This is a genomic window from Paenibacillus sp. SSG-1, assembly GCF_002224835.1.
GTDB classification, from domain to species: domain Bacteria; phylum Bacillota; class Bacilli; order Paenibacillales; family Paenibacillaceae; genus Paenibacillus_AQ; species Paenibacillus_AQ favisporus.
In genome coordinates this window covers 7,279,896-7,297,697 of record NZ_MBRK01000001.1, presented here as the reverse complement: position 1 = coordinate 7,297,697, position 17,802 = coordinate 7,279,896, and the positions used below count along the sequence as shown (strand labels likewise).

The window sequence follows — 17,802 nt, the reverse complement described above, 5'->3', positions numbered from 1 at the left end:
CCCGTTCAGGTGGCGGCCATCCCGTCACAGCGCATAATGGCAGGCCGCGTGGTGACCGCTGTCCAGTTGGCGCAGCGCCGGCTCCTCCTGCCGGCAGCGGTCTGTCGCAAACGGACACCGGGTATGAAACCGGCAGCCCGAGGGCGGATTGGCCGGTGAGGGAATTTCCCCTTCCAGGCTTCCGGTCGGCTGGCCTTGGCGGGGCGTGGTCTGCGGTATGGCCTCGATCAGAGCCTGGGTATACGGGTGGGCCGGGGCGAGAAACAGCGACTCGCTCGGTGCGATCTCCACGAGCTTCCCGAGGTACATCACGCCGATCCGGTCCGACAGATGCCGGACGACCTGCAGGCCATGGGCGATGAACAGGTAGGTCAGCCCCAGCTTTTGCTGTAGGTCCTGCAGCAAATTGATGATCTGGGCCTGAACCGATACGTCCAGCGCAGATACGGCTTCGTCGGCAAGAATGAACCGCGGGTTCAAGGCGATCGCCCGGGCGATGCCGATCCGCTGCCGCTGCCCGCCGGAGAACTCGTGCGGATACCGCTGCGCCCACGATGGGTCGAGCCCCACCAGCTCCAGCAGCTCGCTGACGCGGCGGCTGATGTCAGCGGGGGAGCGCTGCCCCTGACCGTGCACCTTAAGCGGCTCGGCGATGCTGTCGCCGATCTTCCAGCGCGGATCCAGCGATCCGTACGGATCCTGGAAGATCGTCTGCATATGCTGGCGGGCGGCGCGCAGTTCACGCCCTCCCAGGTTCGTCAGGTCCTTGCCGTCAAAAAGAACCGTCCCTGACGTGGCACGCTCCATCTGAAGCAGCACCCGGCCCAGCGTCGACTTTCCGCTGCCGGACTCGCCGACCAGGCCGAAGGTTTCGCGCTTGCGGATCGTAAAGCTGACGTCGTCCACGGCGCGGATCAGCTTCTTCGCTTTGCCGATGCCTCCGCCATGCACCGGGTAATACTTTTTCAGGTGATCTACGGTAAACAAAGCGTCCGCCGCTTCTTCCGCTGCCCCGGCGGAGCCGGCTTCGCCGCGTCCTTCAATGTTCTCTTTTGCGCCGCCTTCCCGTGTAACGCGTAAAGCAGCCGTCACGCTGGAAGCCGCCGGGTCGCCAGAACCTGCAGCTGCACCCGGAACAGCCATCGCATTGGATGCTGCCACCGCACCGAAACCTTCAGCTGTACCGGAACCCTCAGCTGCACCGGAGCCCGCCGGCTCGGCGGGGGCCATCCAGCCCTCCGACTGAACCAGCTCCTCCGCATGCCAGCAGGCGCTCCGGCGCTCGCCGGATCCGGTTAGGACCGGCGCTTCCTGCATGCAGCGCTCCGTGGCAAAGGGGCAGCGCGGGTGAAAGCGGCAGCCCTGCGGAAGTGCGGCCAGGCTCGGGATCGAACCTTCGATGGAGTGCAGCTTCGTGCCGCGGACCGTGTCCAGCGTCGCGACGGAACGGAGCAGGCCCCGCGTATACGGGTGGCGCGGAAGGCGAAACAGCTCGGAAGCCGGCGCCTCCTCGACGATTTCGCCGGCATACATGACAACCACCCGGTCGGCAATTTCGGCGGCGATCCCGAGATCATGGGTGATCAGCAGGATCGACATGCCGAGCTCGGCCTGCAGCTCTTTCAGCAGGCGCAAAATTTGCGCCTGGATCGTGACGTCCAGCGCGGTGGTCGGCTCATCCGCGATGAGCAGGTCCGGCCCGCAGGACAGCGCCATGGCGATCATGGCCCGCTGCAGCATCCCGCCGGACAGCTCGCCCGGATACTGCTTCAGCCGCAGCTCCGGCTCCGGAATACCGACCCGCTTCAGCAGCCGGACGGCGCGCTCTCCGGCCTCCCGCTTGGAAACTTTCTCATGCTGCAAGATGGTCTCCTGAATTTGCTGCCCGATCGTAAAGACCGGGTCGAAGGCCGCCATCGGCTCCTGGAACACCATCGCCATCCGTTTGCCGCGGATCCGGCGCAGTTCGGCCTCCGGCAGGCCTGCCAGGTCCGTCCCGTCCAGAAGAAGGCTTCCTCCGCTGATGCGCCCGTTCTCATGGTCGATCAGACGCATGATCGCTTTGGAGGCCACCGTCTTGCCGCTTCCCGACTCCCCGACGAGGCAGACGGTTTCCCCGGCTTCGATCGACAGCGTCACGTCCCGGATCGCCTGCAGCGTTCCTTTTCGGGTCGTAAAATCGACGGACAGCTCCCGGATATCAAGCAATGTGCTCATTGATGCTTCCCTCCTTTAGCGCTGGGTGACTTTCTTCGGATCGAAATGGTCTCGGAGCCGGTCGCCGATAATGTTGACGGACAACACGAATGCGGTGATGGCCAATCCCGGGAAGGTGCAGATCCACCAGGCCGCGGTCAAATAGCCTCTGCCTTGGGAGAGCAGCGTCCCCCAGTCCGGAACCTCGCGCAGAACCCCGAGGCCCAGAAAGCTCAGGCCCGATCCCGTCAGAATGGACGTACCGATACCGATAGCCGCCATAACCAGCAGCGGAGACAGGCTGTTTGGCAGCACATGCTTCCAGAACACGCGCAGCGGCGAAGCGCCGATGGATACCGACGCTTTGACGAACGTCCGGCTCTTTATGCTCAGCACCTGCGCCCGCATAACCCGGGCATAACCCGGCACAGAGGATACGGCTACCGCCAGCACGATGTTAAACAGGCTCGGGCCGAGCGCACCGGCGATGGCCAGCGCCAGCAGGATGCCCGGGATCGTCATCAGCACGTCATTGAGACGCATGATCGCCGTGTCGATCCAGCCGCCCGCATAACCGGACAGCGCCCCGATCGTTCCCCCAAGCAGGCCGCCGACGAGAACGGAAGCAAAGCCGATAAAGAGCGAGTCCCGGCTCCCGTACACGACCACGCTGAAAATATCCCGGCCGAAATAGTCGGTGCCGAACAGATGCGCCCCGCTTGGCGCCTGCATGATGCTGTCCGTCCGCATCTCCGTCGGGGCGTAGGGCGCAATCCACTGCGGCACGATGGCACAGGCCGCCACAAACAGAATGATTAATCCGGCCGCCACCAGGAACAGGTCGCTTGCCGTAAACTTACGGATTTTCGGTGCGGCCGCGGCCGCGAGCTTCCGCTCGCGCCAGACCGTCTTGGCGGATACCGCCTCCCTCATAACTGCTCCCTCCCAAGGTTTAAGTTGAACGTCTCACGCGCGGATCGATCAGCGTATAGGACAGATCCACCAGCAGGTTAACCAGCGTATAGATGATGGCTGAGAACAAAATGACGCCCTGGACCACCGGGAGATCCTTGGCCATGATCGCATCCGAAATGATCCGGCCGATGCCCTGGCGGGAAAACACCGTCTCGACGACAACCGTGCCGGCCAGCATGTCACCGATTAGCATGCCCGTCATCGTGACGGCCGGTATCAGCGCATTGCGCAGCGCGTGACGGTACATGACCGCCCGCTCCGCCAAGCCCTTGGAACGAAGCGTCACGATGAACTGTTCGCTGATGACCTCCAGCATGCTGTTGCGGACCATCCGGATAATAAAGCCGCTCCCGACCGTGCCGAGCGCCAGTGCGGGCAGAACCAGCGTCCGCCACCCGTCCGATCCCATCGCCGGAAACCAGCCCAGCGTAATGGAGAAAATCAGGATGAGCAGGATGCCCGACCAGAAGGTTGGCATGGAGATGCCGAACAGCCCGATGACGCGGGCGATGATGTCAATCGCCCCGTTCCGGTGAATGGCAGACAGGACACCCAGCAGCAGACCCACGGTCACGGACACCAGCACGCTGGCTCCGGTCAGGGCCAGGGTGGCGGGGAAGCTTTCGGCGATTTTGGGCAGCACCGGATCGGAATTCAGCAGGGATTTGCCGAAATCCCCCTGCAGGATGCTCCCGAAATAATGGAGCAGCTGGATGTGAAACGGCTGGTCCACACCCAGCTGATGCCTTAAGTTCGCAATGACCTCCGGCGTCGCCATTGAGGGGTCAACCATGTTGTCGGTCGGATCCCCGGGAAGAACGTAGAGGATCGTGAACACCAAAACGAGCGAGCCGATAATGACGAGGAGCGACGTTAAAAGGCGCCGGGTTACCATCCACAGCATGCCGCCTCAAGCCTCCTTTCTATTTTTGCAAAGATACGTCGTTGAACAGCGGATACCCGAGGGAATCGAAGGTAAGTCCCTGTACCGATTTGGAAGCGGCCACCGTATACGGGAAGACGTAAATCGGCAGAATGACCGCATTGTCGATGATATAATGCTGAATTTTTTGGTACAGCTCCTCGCGCTTGGCATCGTCCTTCTCGACCCGTCCCTCTTCCAGCCACTTGTCGACTTCCGGACTGGCGAGTCTCGGCAGTGTCGGCCGGCTCTTTGGATCATAGGAATGGTAGAAAGAGTACAGCGCGTTCGGATCGGAGTTGACCTGGCTGTTGCCGTACAAATCATATTTTCCGTTGGTGTAGACCACGGTGCGGACATCCTTCGTAATCTCGACCTCAACGTCCACGCCGATCTGCTTCAGCTGCTGCTGCACCATGACCGCGATGTCGTTGCGTTTCTCCCGGTTTGGCGTGCCGTCGACGTAGTGCAGAGTCAGTTTCTTCCCGTCCTTGGTCCGGACGCCGTCCGCTCCCTTGACCCATCCCAGCTCGTCAAGCAGCTGATTGGCTTTGGTGATATCCGGTTTGACCGAGTTTTCCAGCGACGGGTCATAACCGAAGGTGCCCGGGGTCAGCGGAGACCAAGCCCGCTCGTACGTGCCCAGGTACAGCGTTTTGACGATGGCGTCCACGTCCACGGCCAGCTGCACCGCCTGCCTTGCCTTCAGCTCGTTCCACGGCGCGCGCTCCTGGTTGAAGAACAGCGTGTACGGCAGGCCGAGCGTATTTGCCTGCAGCAGCTGGAAATTCGGATCCTTTTTCAAGGTCAGGATGTTCTGAGGCGGCACCGTCTCGGCGGCCAGCACCTGCTTGCTCTGCACGCTGCCGATCCGGGTGGCCTCTTCGGGTACGATTTTAAAATCGATACCGTCCAGGTAAGGCGCCCCCGTATTGGTCACGATCTCCGGCGCCCAAGCGTAGTCGGGATTGCGCTCGACCTTGATGTCGGCATTCTCATCCCACTTGACGAATTTGAACGGCCCCGTGCCGACCGGATGCTGCCCCAGCTGATCCCCGTATTGCTTGGCTGCAGTCGGCGACACAATGCCAAGCAGCGCCTGGCTCAGGTTGCCCAGAAAAGCCCGTGAGGGCGTCGACAAATTCAGCTTGATCGTGTACTCGTCGATGACCTCGGAAGACTTGTAGGGCTGAAGCAGGGCGGCCGCATTCGCCGCCTTGGTGGCGGGGTCCAGAATCCGATCGAAGTTGAACTTGACCGCCTCGGCGTTAAACGGCGTTCCGTCCTGGAACTTGACGTCCTTCCGCAGCTTAAACGTGTAGCTAAGCCCATCGTCTGAAATGGTCCATTCCGTCGCCAGCCACGGCTTGATCGTATTGTCCGGCAGCTGAACGACCAGACTGTCGTAGATGGTGCGGATGACGCGGACCGCGACGGCCAGGCCGCTGCGATGCGGGTCCAGCGTATCCGGCGACGTCGCCAGAGCGTATGTGAGCTCCCCGCCCTTGGCGGATGCTCCCTGTACGGCCGGTGCCGCCCCGCTATCCGTCTGCCCTTGGGAGGCCGTCTGCTTGCCTCCGCAAGCGGACAGCAGCATAACGATGACCAGCAGAGCGGCAGCTGCCGATTTACGCCTGTTTTTCGAATAAAACTTCATCTCTCTCAGACTCCCTTCGATCCAAATATCGTTTGCATGCAGGGTGCAGGGACTTCGCTGGCAGAGACCCCGTCCCGTTTAGGACAGCGCTTTTTGCTTTGTATAGCGGTTCTCCGGCACCGGCAGACCCAGATTTCCCCGCAGCGTATCGCCCTCGTATTCCGTGCGGAACAACCCCCGCTCGCGCAGAATCGGCACCACCAGCTCGACAAAATCGTCCAATCCGCCCGGCACGCCCGATCCGATAATGAAGCCGTCGGCAGCCTCTTCCTCAAACCACTTCTGCACCACATCCGCCACCTTCTCCGGCGTCCCGATAAACACCGTCCGCGGCGTCGCTTCCTGCAGCGCTATTTCGCGCAGCGTCAAGTTCTCCTCTTTGGCGCGTCTCTTGATACGGTCGGTCGTGCTGCGGAAGCTGTTCGAGCCAAAGTCACCCAGGTCGGGAAACGGCTCATCCAGCGGGTATTGGGAAAAGTCGTGATGCTCGAAGTAGCGTCCAAGGTATTCCAAAGCCTTCTCAATCGTCACCAGCCCGGCGATTTCCTGGTATTTGCGCTCGGCTTCCTCCTCTGTGCGGCCCACGATCGGCCCGATTCCCGGAAAGATCAGAATTTCCTCCGGAGCGCGCCCGAGTGCGGCTGCCCGCTGCTTCACGTCCCGGTAAAAGGCCTTGGCCTCCTCGATCGTCTCCGGGCCGGTGAACACGGCGTCCGCCGTTTTCGCCGCCAGGCTGCGGCCGCTGTCCGAGGAGCCCGCCTGGAACACGACCGGCTGCCCCTGCCGGGAGCGCGCAATGTTCAGCGGCCCCTGCACAGAGAAGAACTCCCCTTCATGGTTCAGCCGGTGCAATTTGTCCGGATCGAAGAACACCCCGCTCTCCTTATCCCGCACAAAGGCATCGTCTTCCCAAGAGTCCCACAGCCCTTTGACCACCTCAAGATACTCTTCCGCGATCCGGTACCGCTCGGAATGGGCCGGATGCGGCCGGCCGCCGAAATTCAGCGCGGTCCCCTCCAGTGGTGAAGTCACCACGTTCCATCCTGCGCGCCCGCCGCTGATGTGGTCGATGGAGGCGAACTGCCTGGCGACCGTAAACGGTTCACTGTAAGAGGTCGACAGTGTGCCGACAAGCCCGATCCGGGAAGTGGCTGCTCCGAGTGCGGATAAGATCGTAATCGGCTCAAACCGGTTCAAAAAGTGCGGGATCGACTTTTCGTTGATATACAGGCCGTCGGCAATGAAAACAAAATCGAACTTGCCCTCTTCCGCCTTCTGTGCCTGCCGTGTATAGAACGAAATGTTTACGCTCGCATCCGAAGGAATTTGCGGATGTCTCCAGGCGGTGTGGCTGCTGCCCACGCCGTGTATGGTGGCCCCCAGTCGAAGCTGTCTGTTTTTGCCCATAGTTCACTCACTCCATCTTTTTTTAATTTGGGTTGATGCTTGAAATGACTCCAAAGATGACCCTCGACGGTTTCAATATTATTTTTCCAATGAGTATAGTCGGGATTATTGCTGATACTGTACCATCTATGCCTTTCGGGCTACAATACCGTATTAAAATCTTCTATTCAGGCTTTTCCATTCTCTATAAGGCTTTAACTGCGGGCTTTTCCGGGTATGTGAAAAACCCCGATCCGTGCTTGGCGGACCGCGGTTCTCAGGGTTGTTTCGGACAGCTCTGTATTATATGTGGAGTACAGGGGGTATGAAATAGAGGTCAGACTGCCTGCTCTTCAGCCGGCGTTAATACGGCGTAACGGGTAAGCTCGCTGCGAAGCTCGGCTAAAGCGGATTCCAGGCGATCTCTCAGCTCTTCCTTGATCTCGAAACCACCGTTCTCCAGGCGCGTGATCCATCCGTCTACGGCGAATACCCCGCCAAGAATATGCGTGCCTCCCAGTGCGGCTACCACCGGCTTCAGGGCATAATCCACGGCCAGAAGATGGGCGATCGTGCCCCCGATAAACAGCGGCAGCACCAGTTTGCCCTGCAGGCCTTTCTGCGGGATGACGTCCAGAATCGTCTTCAGCGCCCCCGAGTAGGAAGCTTTAAATACCGGGCTTGCGATAATGACTGCGTCCGCTTCTTCCACGGCCGCAATCACCTGCCGGATCACCGGACTGTTGAAATCTGCGCGGAGCAAATCCTCTGCCGGCAAATCCGCCGCCGAGATGAAATCGATCCCGTATCCGGCCAGCGCCAGCCGATCCTCGAAAAACTGGGTTAAAGCGAACAGGCGGGACCCATGCGTCGGGCTCCCCACAATAAATGCTATTTTCGTCATCATCATTCCTCCTCATGAGATGGGGTTGAGACTGCCAACTTCACAAATATCCGGACCCCGTGCACCAGGACATCCTCGTCGAGGTCAAACCGGGGCTGGTGGATCGCATGCACAATTCCCGCTTCCTTGTTCCCGCAGCCGATAAAGGCGAAAGCGCCGGGAACGCGGTCCAGGTACCAGCCGAAATCTTCGCCGGCCAGGCTGGGCGGATCGAGGTAGCTCACCCGCCCCTCGCCGAGCACCTGCCGCGCCGCAGCCATGATCCGCCGGACGGCGGCCTCGTCATTCACGACGGCGATGCCCTCGCGCAGCTCCATGGCGTAACTTCCGCCAGCCGCTTCCGCGATGGTGGCGGCCAGACGCCGAAGCCCTTCCGTGATCGCCGCAACGGTTTCCTTCCGGAAGGCCCGGAAGGTCCCTCTCAGCTCGCTGTCGGCTGCAATGACGTTCACGGCCGACCCGGCATGCAGCGTACCGAAGGCGAGAACGGCCGCTTCCGCGGGATTGACCCGGTTCGCCATCAGGCCGTTCACCTCGGTAACGAACCGCGCCGCCATCTGCAGCGCGTCCACCGCCTGGTGCGGGGCGCTGTGATGCCCGGACGCGCCCTGAAACCGGACGGTAAAATGGCTGGAAGCCGCCATTGCTTCGCGCGGATGCACGCCCAGCGTGCCGACGGGCAGCTCCGGCATGACATGCAGCGCAAAGCATTGGTCGACGCCGTCCAGCACACCGTCCTCGATCATGTCGCGGCCGCCCGACAGCAGCCGCCCGTCCAGCGGGCTTCGCAGCGCTCCTTCCTCCGCCGGCTGAAACACGAACCGGATCGTGCCCCGGATCCGGTGTCGGTGCGCCGCCAGTGTCCGTGCCGCGCCGAGCAGCATCGCCGTGTGGGCGTCATGGCCGCAGGCATGCATGAAGCCTTCATGGATCGAGCGGTACTCGGCGTCATTCTCCTCTTGGATCGGAAGGGCATCCATGTCGGCGCGAAGCAGCAGGGTCGGGCCGCTGCCGCCGGTACCGTGCAGCGTCCCGACGACCCCCATGCCAAAGTGCTTGCCGACGCCGCGCCTGACCTCGATCCCCCAGGATTCCAGCAGGCCGGCCACGATGCCCGAGGTGCGGGCCACATCGTACAGCAGCTCAGGATGGCGGTGCAGGTCCCGGCGAATCCGGACGAGCTCCTCGCGGAGCCCTCCGGCAAATTCCATCAGTTCATCCGCCTGTGTCAGCCCGATCATCGTCCGCTCCTTTAAGAACGTCCGGCTGCGGCCTTGGCTCCGGCATACCGGTTCTCCGGCACCGCCAGCCCGAGATTGCCGCGCAGCGTGTCGCTCTCGTATTCGGTCCGGTAAATACCGCGTTCCTGCAGAATCGGTACCACCTGGTCCACGAATTCCTCCAGCCCTTTCGGCACCGCGGCCGTAATCATGAAGCCGTCGGCCCCGCCTTCCTCGTACCACTCCTGAATTCGGTCCGCAACCTGCTCCGCGGTTCCGATAAAATTGCCGCGCGGTGTGGCCGACTGCAGCGCCACCTGCCGGAGCGTCAGGCCTTTTTCCTTGGCATCCTTTTTGATTTTGTCCGTACCGCTCTGGAAGCTGTTCTTGCCGAGATCACCGAGATCCGGGAACGGCTCGTCAAGCGGATACTGGGAAAAGTCGTGATGCTCGAAAAACCGGCCGAGGTAGTTCAGCGCATTTTCGATCGTCACCAGGCTGGCAACCTCCTGATATTTCCGCTCGGCTTCCTCCGGTGTGCTGCCGATAATCGGGCTGATGCCCGGGAAGATCAGCACGTCGTCCGGATTGCGTCCAAAAGAGGCGGCTCGGGTTTTGACATCCTGATAAAAGGCTTTTGCATCCGCCAGCGTTTCGTGCCCCGTAAAGACGGCGTCCGCTTCCTTCGATGCGTAGTTTTTGCCGACCTCGGACGACCCTGCCTGAAAGATAACCGGCTGCCCCTGCTTGGAGCGGGCGATGTTCAGCGGTCCTTTGACCGAGAAAAACTCGCCTTCATGGTTCAAGGTGTGCATTTTCTCCGGATCGAAAAATACCCCGGTTTCCTTGTTCCGCACAAACGCGTCGTCCTCCCACGAATCCCACAGCCCCCGGGCCACTTCCAGAAATTCGGTCGCGATCCGGTAACGCTTATCGTGTTCGGGATGCTCCTTCTTGCTGTAGTTCAGTGCCGACCCTTCCAGCGGGGACGTCACGATGTTCCAGCCGGCGCGCCCGCCGCTGATCATATCGAGCGAAGCGAACTGGCGGGATACGGTAAAGGGCTCGCTGTAGGAGGTGGATAACGTGCCGACAAGCCCGATGTTCTTGCTGACGGACGCGAGCGCGCTCAGAATCGTGATCGGCTCAAAACGGTTCAGAAAATGCGGGATCGATTTTTCGTTAATATACAAGCCGTCCGCGATAAAGATGAGGTCCATCTTCCCTTCCTCGGCTTTTTGGATCCACCGTTTGTAAATCTCAAAATTGACGCTGGCGTCGGGCTGGGCATCCGGATGGCGCCACATGGAGGTTCCTCCTCCGACACCGTGCAGCAGCGCGCCGAGTTTCAACTGTCTTTTCTTGGCCATCTCTTCCATCCTCCTTATTTAAAAAGCGATTCTATTATGGATAAAAATTCAGTTCTCCCCGCCTGAAAAGGGCTTAGACCAATGCTGCCGCCTGCTTAATGCGCTCGATTTGCCCAAGGTGATTCTCCACGTGCCGGATAAATCCGTTGACCAGATCGGCGACGCTGACGGTTTGACCTCTAGGGTTCACGCCGGTTTTCGCCAGGTCTTCGGGCGTAAGCCGCTGGAGCAGCAGCGTATTGTACGTGAGCAGCGCGTGGAAAGCATCGAGGATGTCCGGCGTGCCGCCTTGATTGGCATGCTGGCCGCTGACCCAGGCGTCCTGTTCGAACGCTGGCAGCTGTGCCGTCGTGCCCGCAAGAATGTCGCGGATGCGAAACGAGGTCACGATGCTGTGATCGGTCAGGTGCGAGAGGACCTCCTGCACGCTCCATACTTCCGGCGCCCGCTTCCAGGTCAGCTGCTCCTCGCTCAGACCTTCAATGGCTGCGAGCAGTTGACGGTGTGTGCCGCTGAATTTGTCAATTTGAACCTCGCTCATATGAACGCTCCTTCCAACTGATTAGGATACGGGTGATGTTGGCGTGTCGGCGGGCGATGGATGAAACCGGGACAGGGAGAACGGCGCGATATTGTGCGGACTGTGGCCGTCCAAGATCAGGTCTGCCAGAAGGCTGCCGACCGCGCTCGAAAATTTAAAGCCATGCCCCGAAAATCCGCCCGCTGCCCACACTTGCGGGTGCTCTGGATGCCGGTCAATGATAAAGCCCTCGTCGGGCGACATTTCGTATTTACATACCACTCCCCGCTTCAACCGGCCCGAAGCTCCCGGCATGTAGGCATCCAAGGCGCGTCTCAAGTCGCCTTCGTCCTCGGGGAGCGAGCCAAAGGGTGCCAGCTCCTCGCCCGGCTGCCAGGCATGCCCGGTGTCGTGCCGGCCGATTTTGAGTCCGGCCCCGCCAATGCTCGGAAAGCCGTAATAAGAGCCCTCCGGCGCATTCAGCGTAAACCCGGGGAACCGTCCGTTATCGAAGGCAGGGGTGTTCGTCTCGAACCAGCCCACCGTTTTGCGGACGGCTCGAACCGGAAGGTTCACGAACGGGGACAGCGTGCCGAACCAGGCGCCGGCGCTCAGAACCGCGAACGAAGCATGGTAAGTGCCTTCCTTTGTCGACACCGTGACCCCGTCCTGATGCGCTTCGATGCCCCGGACCTTCGCGTAAGTCAGCAGCTCCGCCCCTTTGGAGAGAGCCAGCTTGCGGTAAGCTCCGACGCAGCGCTCGCTGTGCAGATATCCGGCGGCCGGCTCATACATCGCCTCGAACGAATCCGGTACGCGCAGCTCGGGCCAGCGTCTGCGGATCTCCGCCGCATCCAGCCACTCGGGATGAATCCCGTGCCGCTTGGCCAGCTCGATCCGCTCCCTGTAAGAATACAGGCCGCTGTCGGCGAGGTTCAGCACGCCGGACTGGACGAGCAGCTTCGTCTCGGTCAGGTCCTCGACTTCGTTCCAGAGTCGGTGCGCGCGGATCGCCATTTCCGTATAAACCGGATCGCCGCTGTAAGCGTGCCGGATCAGGCGCGGTTCTCCGTGGTGGCTCCCCTCCTGATGCGGCGGGTCAAACGCATCGATCAGCAGCGTCTTCACTCCGCGGCGGGCCAGGTAATACCCAGCGCTCATGCCGACCGAGCCCGCCCCTACGACAATGACGTCATACCATTTTCCCATGGCTACTTCGACGCACCCCCGTGGCCGAAATGCGCCAGGGCGTCTTCGGCTAACTGCGTAAAAAAGGCGACGCTGACCGGGAGCGCATTCTCATCCAGGTCAAAGGCGGGGTGATGCCATTCCTGCTTGCCGTTCGTCCCCATGAAGACGAACAACCCGGGAACGGCTTGCTGGTAGACGGCAAAATCTTCCCCGGCGGGCGAAGGAACCGGCACGATCGCCCGATATCCCGCCGCCTCGGCTGCGGCTGTGCCAAGCTCGGCCAGAGCAGGGTCGTTGTCCACCGGCGGCGGCCCTTCGATCCAGCGGACCGCGGCCGTGGTGCCGAAAGCTTCTGCCACGCCCCGGACGACCTGCTCGAACCGCGCCAGCACCTGCTCGCGCACCTGCTGGTCAAACGTGCGGATCGTGCCTTCCAGGAGCGCCTGCTCCGGAATAACGTTCCACGCCGTTCCGCTGTGCAGCTTCGTGACGCTGATCACCGCGCTGCTCAGGGAGCTGATGTTTCGGCTCACCACCGACTGCAGCGCCGTAATGATATGCGAAGCCGTCACGATCGGGTCCAGCCCGGCCTCCGGAACGGCCGCATGCGAGCCCTTCCCGGCGACTTCGACGACGAAGCCGTCGGCCGCCGCCATCAGCGGCCCTTCCTTGATACCGATCGTCCCAACAGGAAGATCGGGCTTGTTGTGCATGCCGAAGATGGCCTGCACTCCTTCCAGCGCGCCGCTCCCGATGACCTGCTTCGCGCCCTTCGCCTTCTCTTCGGCCGGCTGGAAGATCAGCCGGATCGTGCCGCGAAGCCTGTCTTCACGGGCTTTCAGCGCGTACGCCGTCCCGATCAGGGCGGCGGTATGAAAATCATGCCCGCAGGCATGCATTCTGCCTTCAATCTCGGACGCGAACGGCAGTCCCGTCTCTTCCTGAATCGGAAGCGCGTCGATGTCCGCGCGAATCGCGATGACCGGACCGGGCTGCAGGCCGCCGACCTCGGCCACCACGCCGGTGGCCAGCGGAAGGTCCAGGATCTGGATGCCTGCTTCGCTCAGCCAGCCCCGGATCCGGCGCGTCGTTTCATGCTCCTCGCCGGACAGCTCCGGGAAGCGGTGCAGCTCCCGGCGGATTTCGATCAAGCGGTCCACCCCCGCGGCTGAGGGGATCCGTACAGCATCGCTTGGCATGTCGCCATCCTCCTTTTACTTGTGTCTATGGGTACTTAGGCGGATTCAACTCGCACCCTTCCCCGCTCATGGCCTCAAGCCTCCGCCGGCACCTCGGCCAGCGCTTCCGCCAACAGTTCAAACGAACGGAGCCGCTTGTCGAAAGGCTGGATGTTGGTCGTGACGACGAACTCATCGATCCCCGACGCCTGTTGAAGCTCAAGCAGCTTCTCGCGGACGGTTTCCTTCGTGCCCTTCAGCACCGAAGGCTCTTGCTCCTCGACCGTATACGGCTCATTGGCCTGGCGGCCGAATTCCTCGGCCTGCTCCAGCGTACCGACCGTCAGCGTACGGCCGCTGGCGAGGTGAATCTTCACCAGCTTGTGGGATCCGGCCAGCTCGGCAGCTTCTTCCACGCTGTCCGCCACGACGACGGACAACGCTACGATGACCTGCGGCCGGGTTCCGTGCGAATCGTCAAATGCGTCCCGGTAGGCGCGGATGGCCGCCAGCGCGGTCGCTTCATCCCCGTTGATGAACAGGGAGAATACATAAGGCAGCCCCAAGCCGGCTGCGATCTCTGCGCTGCCTACGCTGGCGCCCAGCACGTACAGTTCGGGAGCCGTCTCCGGCAGCGGCGTGGCGCGCAGCCCGTGCAGCGGATGGTCCGCTTCCAGCCGGTTGTGGATGTACTTGCCCAGCTCCACGATTTTATCCGTCAGGGAAGCGGAATCCCCGGCTCCGCGCTGCAGCGCCTGTGTGCTCCGCGGCAGCCCTCCAGGCGCGCGGCCGATGCCGAGATCGACCCGACCCGGCGCCAGGGACGCCAGCACGTTGAAGTTCTCCGCCACCTTATACGGGCTGTAATGCTGCAGCATCACGCCGCCCGATCCGATGCGGATCGTTTCGGTTTTGGCCAGCAGGTAAGAAATCAGCACCTCCGGCGAAGAGCCGGCCACATGATCGGAGTCGTGATGCTCCGACACCCAGAACCGCCGGAACCCGAGCGCCTCGGATTTCTGGGCCAGCCGTATCGTATGCTCGAACGCCTCCGCTGAAGTCTCTCCGGGATAAACCGGGCTTTGATCCAGAACGCTAATCTTAATGCTCATATGGCTCTCCTCCTAAATGCTGTAGTTCAGTTCCGGCGTAATCCGCTTCAGAAACTGCTTGGTCCGTTCCTCGCGGGGATGGTTGAACAGCTCGGCCGGCGGCCCTTCCTCCACGATGACTCCCCCGTCCATGAACACGACGTGGTTCGCCACATCCCGGGCGAAGCCCATTTCATGCGTCACGACGATCATGGTGATGCCTTCCTTGGCAATTTTGCGGATGACCTCCAGCACTTCGCCGACGAGCTCGGGATCCAGCGCCGATGTCGGCTCGTCGAACAGAATGACCTCCGGTTCCAACGCCAGCGCCCGGGCGATGCCGACGCGCTGCTGCTGCCCGCCCGACAGCTGGCTCGGATAGGCGTCCAGCTTGCCCGCCAGCCCGACCTTCTCCAGAAGTGCCGCACTGCGTTTGCGCGCTTCGTCCTTCGGTATTTTTTTGACGATGACGAGTCCCTCCATCACGTTCTCGATCGCCGTCTTATGCTTGAACAGATTGTACTGCTGGAATACCATCGCCGTTTTTTGCCGGAGCGCGTGAATGTCCTTCTTTGCCGCATGCTCCGCGTTCATCCGGAAGTCGCCGATGGCAATCTCTCCGCCGCTCGGCTTCTCCAGGTAGTTCACGCACCGCAGCAGCGTCGTTTTGCCGGAGCCGCTCGGCCCCAGAATGACGACGACTTCCCCTTTGTTCACGGTCAAATCAATCGATTTCAGCACCGGGTTTCGGCCGAAAGACTTCGATATATTCGTCAGCTTGATCATGCCACTCCCCCCCGATTGTACAGATTGATGCGTTTCTCCAGCAGCGCCGTCAGCCTTTCGATCAGAAGCGTCAGCCCCCAGAAAATAGCCGCAGCCGCCAGGTACGCCTCAAAGAACTTCCAGTTGGTCGACGCCACAATTTGCGCTTTGGCGTTAATGTCCACGACGGATACGGTAAAAGCGAGCGTCGAGCCATGCAGCATTCCGATCACCGAGTTCGACAGGTTCGGCAGGCTGACGGCCAGCGCTTGAGGCAGCACGATGCGGCGCAGCGCCTGCGGCGTCGTCATGCCGATGGAATAGGCGGCCTCCAGCTGGCCGCGGTTTACGGCGAGCAGGCCGGAGCGAATCACCTCGGACATATAGGCCCCCGCCGTGATGGAGAATGAGATGAAGGCAAAGCCGATCATCGGAATGGATGAGGACTTGAAACCCAGGCCAAGAGCGGCGGATACCGCGTCAACGATGACCGGCAGCCCGAAATAGATGAGCAGCAGGTGCGTGAGCATCGGCGTACCGCGGATGAAGGTCACATAAGCCGTGGCAATCTGGCTGAGCACCGGGACTTTGTAGATGCGCACCACGGCTCCGATCAGCCCGATGATAAAACCGGCCGTCACAGAGACGGCGGTAATGAGAAGGGTGGTTGGTATGGCGGACAGCAGGTGGACAAAGGCGGTCCAAATAAACGTAACGTCGATTTTCACAGCTCAGCGCCTCCTTTTTCCGTTCCGATCCCTGCGACTACGCGCCGGTAGGACCCTTTCTTTTGGATCCGGAAGCCGGTGCGTGCCGGCGTATCCGGAAGCTCATGCCGCAAGAGGCGGACCTCCGCGGCTTTGAGCACCTTCTCCAGCGTAAAGCTCACAACCAGGTAGATGAGCGCCAAAGCGATGTAGGACTCGATAAAATGCTGGGTGACCGAACCGAGCGTCTGCGCTTTTCCCGTCATCTCCATCACACCGAGCGTGAAGGCCAGCGACGTATCTTTCAGCAGAGCAATCACCAGGTTCGAGAATACCGGGACGGCGATCGCCAGCGCCTGGGGCAGAACGATCCGGGTAAACGCCTGACGGCCTGTCATCCCCACGGCATAAGCCGCCTCAAGCTGCCCCCGGTCCACCGCCATGACCGACGCCCGGATCATCTCCGACATGAAGGCCCCGGTGTGAAGACCGTACGTCAGGATGACAAACACGAGCACAGGCGCTTTTGACATGTCGATTCCGATGAGCTTCAGGATCTCCGGCAGTCCGTAGTAGAACAGGAACAGCTGGATCAGAATCGGCGTACCCCGAAAGAACGAGACGTACACCTGGGAGAACGTGCGCAGCGCCGGTATCCGGTACAGCCGGGGAAGGGCGATCAGAAAACCGACAATCATTCCCACCACCAGCGAGCCTGCGACGATCAGCAAGGTGATGCCCAGCGTCGATGCCAGCTTCGGAAAAAAGCTGAACACAAATGAGAAATCGAACGGTGCACCCATATTACAACCTGCCCCCTTCCTGGTTTAATCCGGACTATTTATCCGCTGTAAAGTCACTGCCGAGCCATTCTTTGCTCAGCTTGCCAAGCGTTCCGTCCTGCTTCAGCTCCTTGATCGCCCCGTCGACCGCATCGGCCAGCTTCTGCTCTTCCGGATCGTCCTTGCGGAAGACGAACAGAATGTCATGCTCGGACAGATCGTCACCAGTGACTTTGAGCTTGCCCTGCGGGTCGATCAGCGGCAGCGAGAAGTCCGCTCCGATCGTCGCGTCCACCCGTCCGGTCGTAATCTGATTCACGGTATCGTTGGCGGCGCCGTTTTGATAGACGATTTGGATTGCATTATCATGTTCCTTATTGTAGTTCTCGAGAATTTGGGCTTCCGCGCTTGTCGCGCCGGTTAACACCTTCTTGCCCTTCAAGTCGTCCAGCGAGTGGATCGAATCGTTGTCCTTGGCGACGATGATCTTGTTTCTCCAGTGGGCGTACGGCTCTTTGTTAAAAAGATATTTTTCCGTCCGCTCCGGGTTTTTCTCCATTTCATGCGCTACAAAATCGATCTTCTTCGTCTCCAGGCTGAGCAGCAGATTGGAAAATTCCTGCGTCTGGATATCGAACTCGTAGTCCGGCAGGCGCTTGTCGATCTCGCGCACCAGCTCTACGTCGAAGCCGGTCAGCTTTCCGTTCTCATCGATAAAGCAAATTTTCGGAAAGGCCGTGCCTGTGCCTACGACGATTTTTTTGACAGCTCCTCCTGCGGCGTTCGCCGCCGTATCCGCGGACGTTTCCCCGCCCTTCGATCCGGATCCGCACCCGGCAATCACCCCTGCCAGCATGATCCCTGCAACGACTGCTAATGTTTTTCTCACGACCTCATCCCCTTTCATATGGCTCCCATTTTTCCTTGATTGATAATTC

Annotated in this window: 16 protein-coding genes; all 16 read right to left on the bottom strand. The window is 60.8% G+C overall.

Annotated elements, in window-relative coordinates:
- Positions 1-24: 24 nt before the first annotated feature.
- Positions 25-2,217 (bottom strand): ABC transporter ATP-binding protein, encoded by a 2,193-nt coding sequence (locus BCV73_RS33400; RefSeq protein ID WP_089549940.1) that lies wholly within the window; start codon positions 2,215-2,217, stop codon positions 25-27.
- 15 nt (positions 2,218-2,232) lie between these two features.
- Positions 2,233-3,129 (bottom strand): ABC transporter permease, encoded by an 897-nt coding sequence (locus BCV73_RS33395; RefSeq protein ID WP_089549939.1) that lies wholly within the window; start codon positions 3,127-3,129, stop codon positions 2,233-2,235.
- Between the two features lie 19 nt (positions 3,130-3,148).
- A complete protein-coding gene (locus BCV73_RS33390; protein WP_076174964.1) occupies positions 3,149-4,075 on the bottom strand; it encodes an ABC transporter permease in 927 nt (308 codons plus the stop codon).
- Positions 4,076-4,094: 19 nt separating this feature from the next.
- Positions 4,095-5,750, bottom strand: a complete 1,656-nt coding sequence (locus BCV73_RS33385; protein WP_089549938.1) for an ABC transporter substrate-binding protein — start codon at positions 5,748-5,750, stop codon at positions 4,095-4,097.
- A gap of 78 nt (positions 5,751-5,828) precedes the next feature.
- Positions 5,829-7,157, bottom strand: a complete 1,329-nt coding sequence (locus tag BCV73_RS33380) for an LLM class flavin-dependent oxidoreductase (protein WP_089549937.1) — start codon at positions 7,155-7,157, stop codon at positions 5,829-5,831.
- Positions 7,158-7,473: 316 nt separating this feature from the next.
- Positions 7,474-8,040: an NADPH-dependent FMN reductase gene (gene ssuE / locus BCV73_RS33375; RefSeq protein WP_089549936.1), complete on the bottom strand. Its 567-nt coding sequence runs from the start codon at positions 8,038-8,040 to the stop codon at positions 7,474-7,476.
- 2 nt (positions 8,041-8,042) lie between these two features.
- Positions 8,043-9,281 carry a M20 metallopeptidase family protein gene (locus tag BCV73_RS33370; RefSeq protein WP_089549935.1) on the bottom strand — a complete coding sequence of 413 codons (1,239 nt, stop codon included), beginning with the start codon at positions 9,279-9,281 and terminating at the stop codon, positions 8,043-8,045.
- Between the two features lie 11 nt (positions 9,282-9,292).
- Positions 9,293-10,630: an LLM class flavin-dependent oxidoreductase gene (locus BCV73_RS33365; RefSeq protein ID WP_089549934.1), complete on the bottom strand. Its 1,338-nt coding sequence runs from the start codon at positions 10,628-10,630 to the stop codon at positions 9,293-9,295.
- 73 nt (positions 10,631-10,703) lie between these two features.
- Entirely contained in the window at positions 10,704-11,171 is a 468-nt protein-coding gene (locus tag BCV73_RS33360) for a DinB family protein (protein ID WP_089549933.1), read from the bottom strand.
- Between the two features lie 21 nt (positions 11,172-11,192).
- Complete coding sequence (gene solA / locus BCV73_RS33355; RefSeq protein WP_089549932.1) at positions 11,193-12,359, bottom strand: N-methyl-L-tryptophan oxidase; 1,167 nt, start codon at positions 12,357-12,359, stop codon at positions 11,193-11,195.
- 2 nt (positions 12,360-12,361) lie between these two features.
- The gene (locus BCV73_RS33350; protein WP_089549931.1) at positions 12,362-13,540 is read right to left on the bottom strand and encodes a M20 peptidase aminoacylase family protein; all 1,179 of its coding nucleotides are present in this window, start codon (positions 13,538-13,540) and stop codon (positions 12,362-12,364) included.
- A 74-nt stretch (positions 13,541-13,614) separates the two neighbouring features.
- The gene (locus tag BCV73_RS33345) at positions 13,615-14,631 is read right to left on the bottom strand and encodes an LLM class flavin-dependent oxidoreductase (protein ID WP_089549930.1); all 1,017 of its coding nucleotides are present in this window, start codon (positions 14,629-14,631) and stop codon (positions 13,615-13,617) included.
- 12 nt (positions 14,632-14,643) lie between these two features.
- Complete coding sequence (locus BCV73_RS33340; RefSeq protein WP_076174987.1) at positions 14,644-15,396, bottom strand: amino acid ABC transporter ATP-binding protein; 753 nt, start codon at positions 15,394-15,396, stop codon at positions 14,644-14,646.
- Positions 15,393-16,103, bottom strand: a complete 711-nt coding sequence (locus BCV73_RS33335) for an amino acid ABC transporter permease (protein WP_076174989.1) — start codon at positions 16,101-16,103, stop codon at positions 15,393-15,395. The genes BCV73_RS33340 and BCV73_RS33335 overlap by 4 nt, the downstream gene beginning before the upstream one ends.
- Complete coding sequence (locus BCV73_RS33330; RefSeq protein ID WP_076174992.1) at positions 16,100-16,885, bottom strand: amino acid ABC transporter permease; 786 nt, start codon at positions 16,883-16,885, stop codon at positions 16,100-16,102. Before BCV73_RS33330 ends, BCV73_RS33335 begins: the two co-directional genes overlap by 4 nt.
- Positions 16,886-16,919: 34 nt before the next feature.
- The gene (locus tag BCV73_RS33325) at positions 16,920-17,771 is read right to left on the bottom strand and encodes a transporter substrate-binding domain-containing protein (RefSeq protein ID WP_076174995.1); all 852 of its coding nucleotides are present in this window, start codon (positions 17,769-17,771) and stop codon (positions 16,920-16,922) included.
- Positions 17,772-17,802 lie beyond the last annotated feature (31 nt).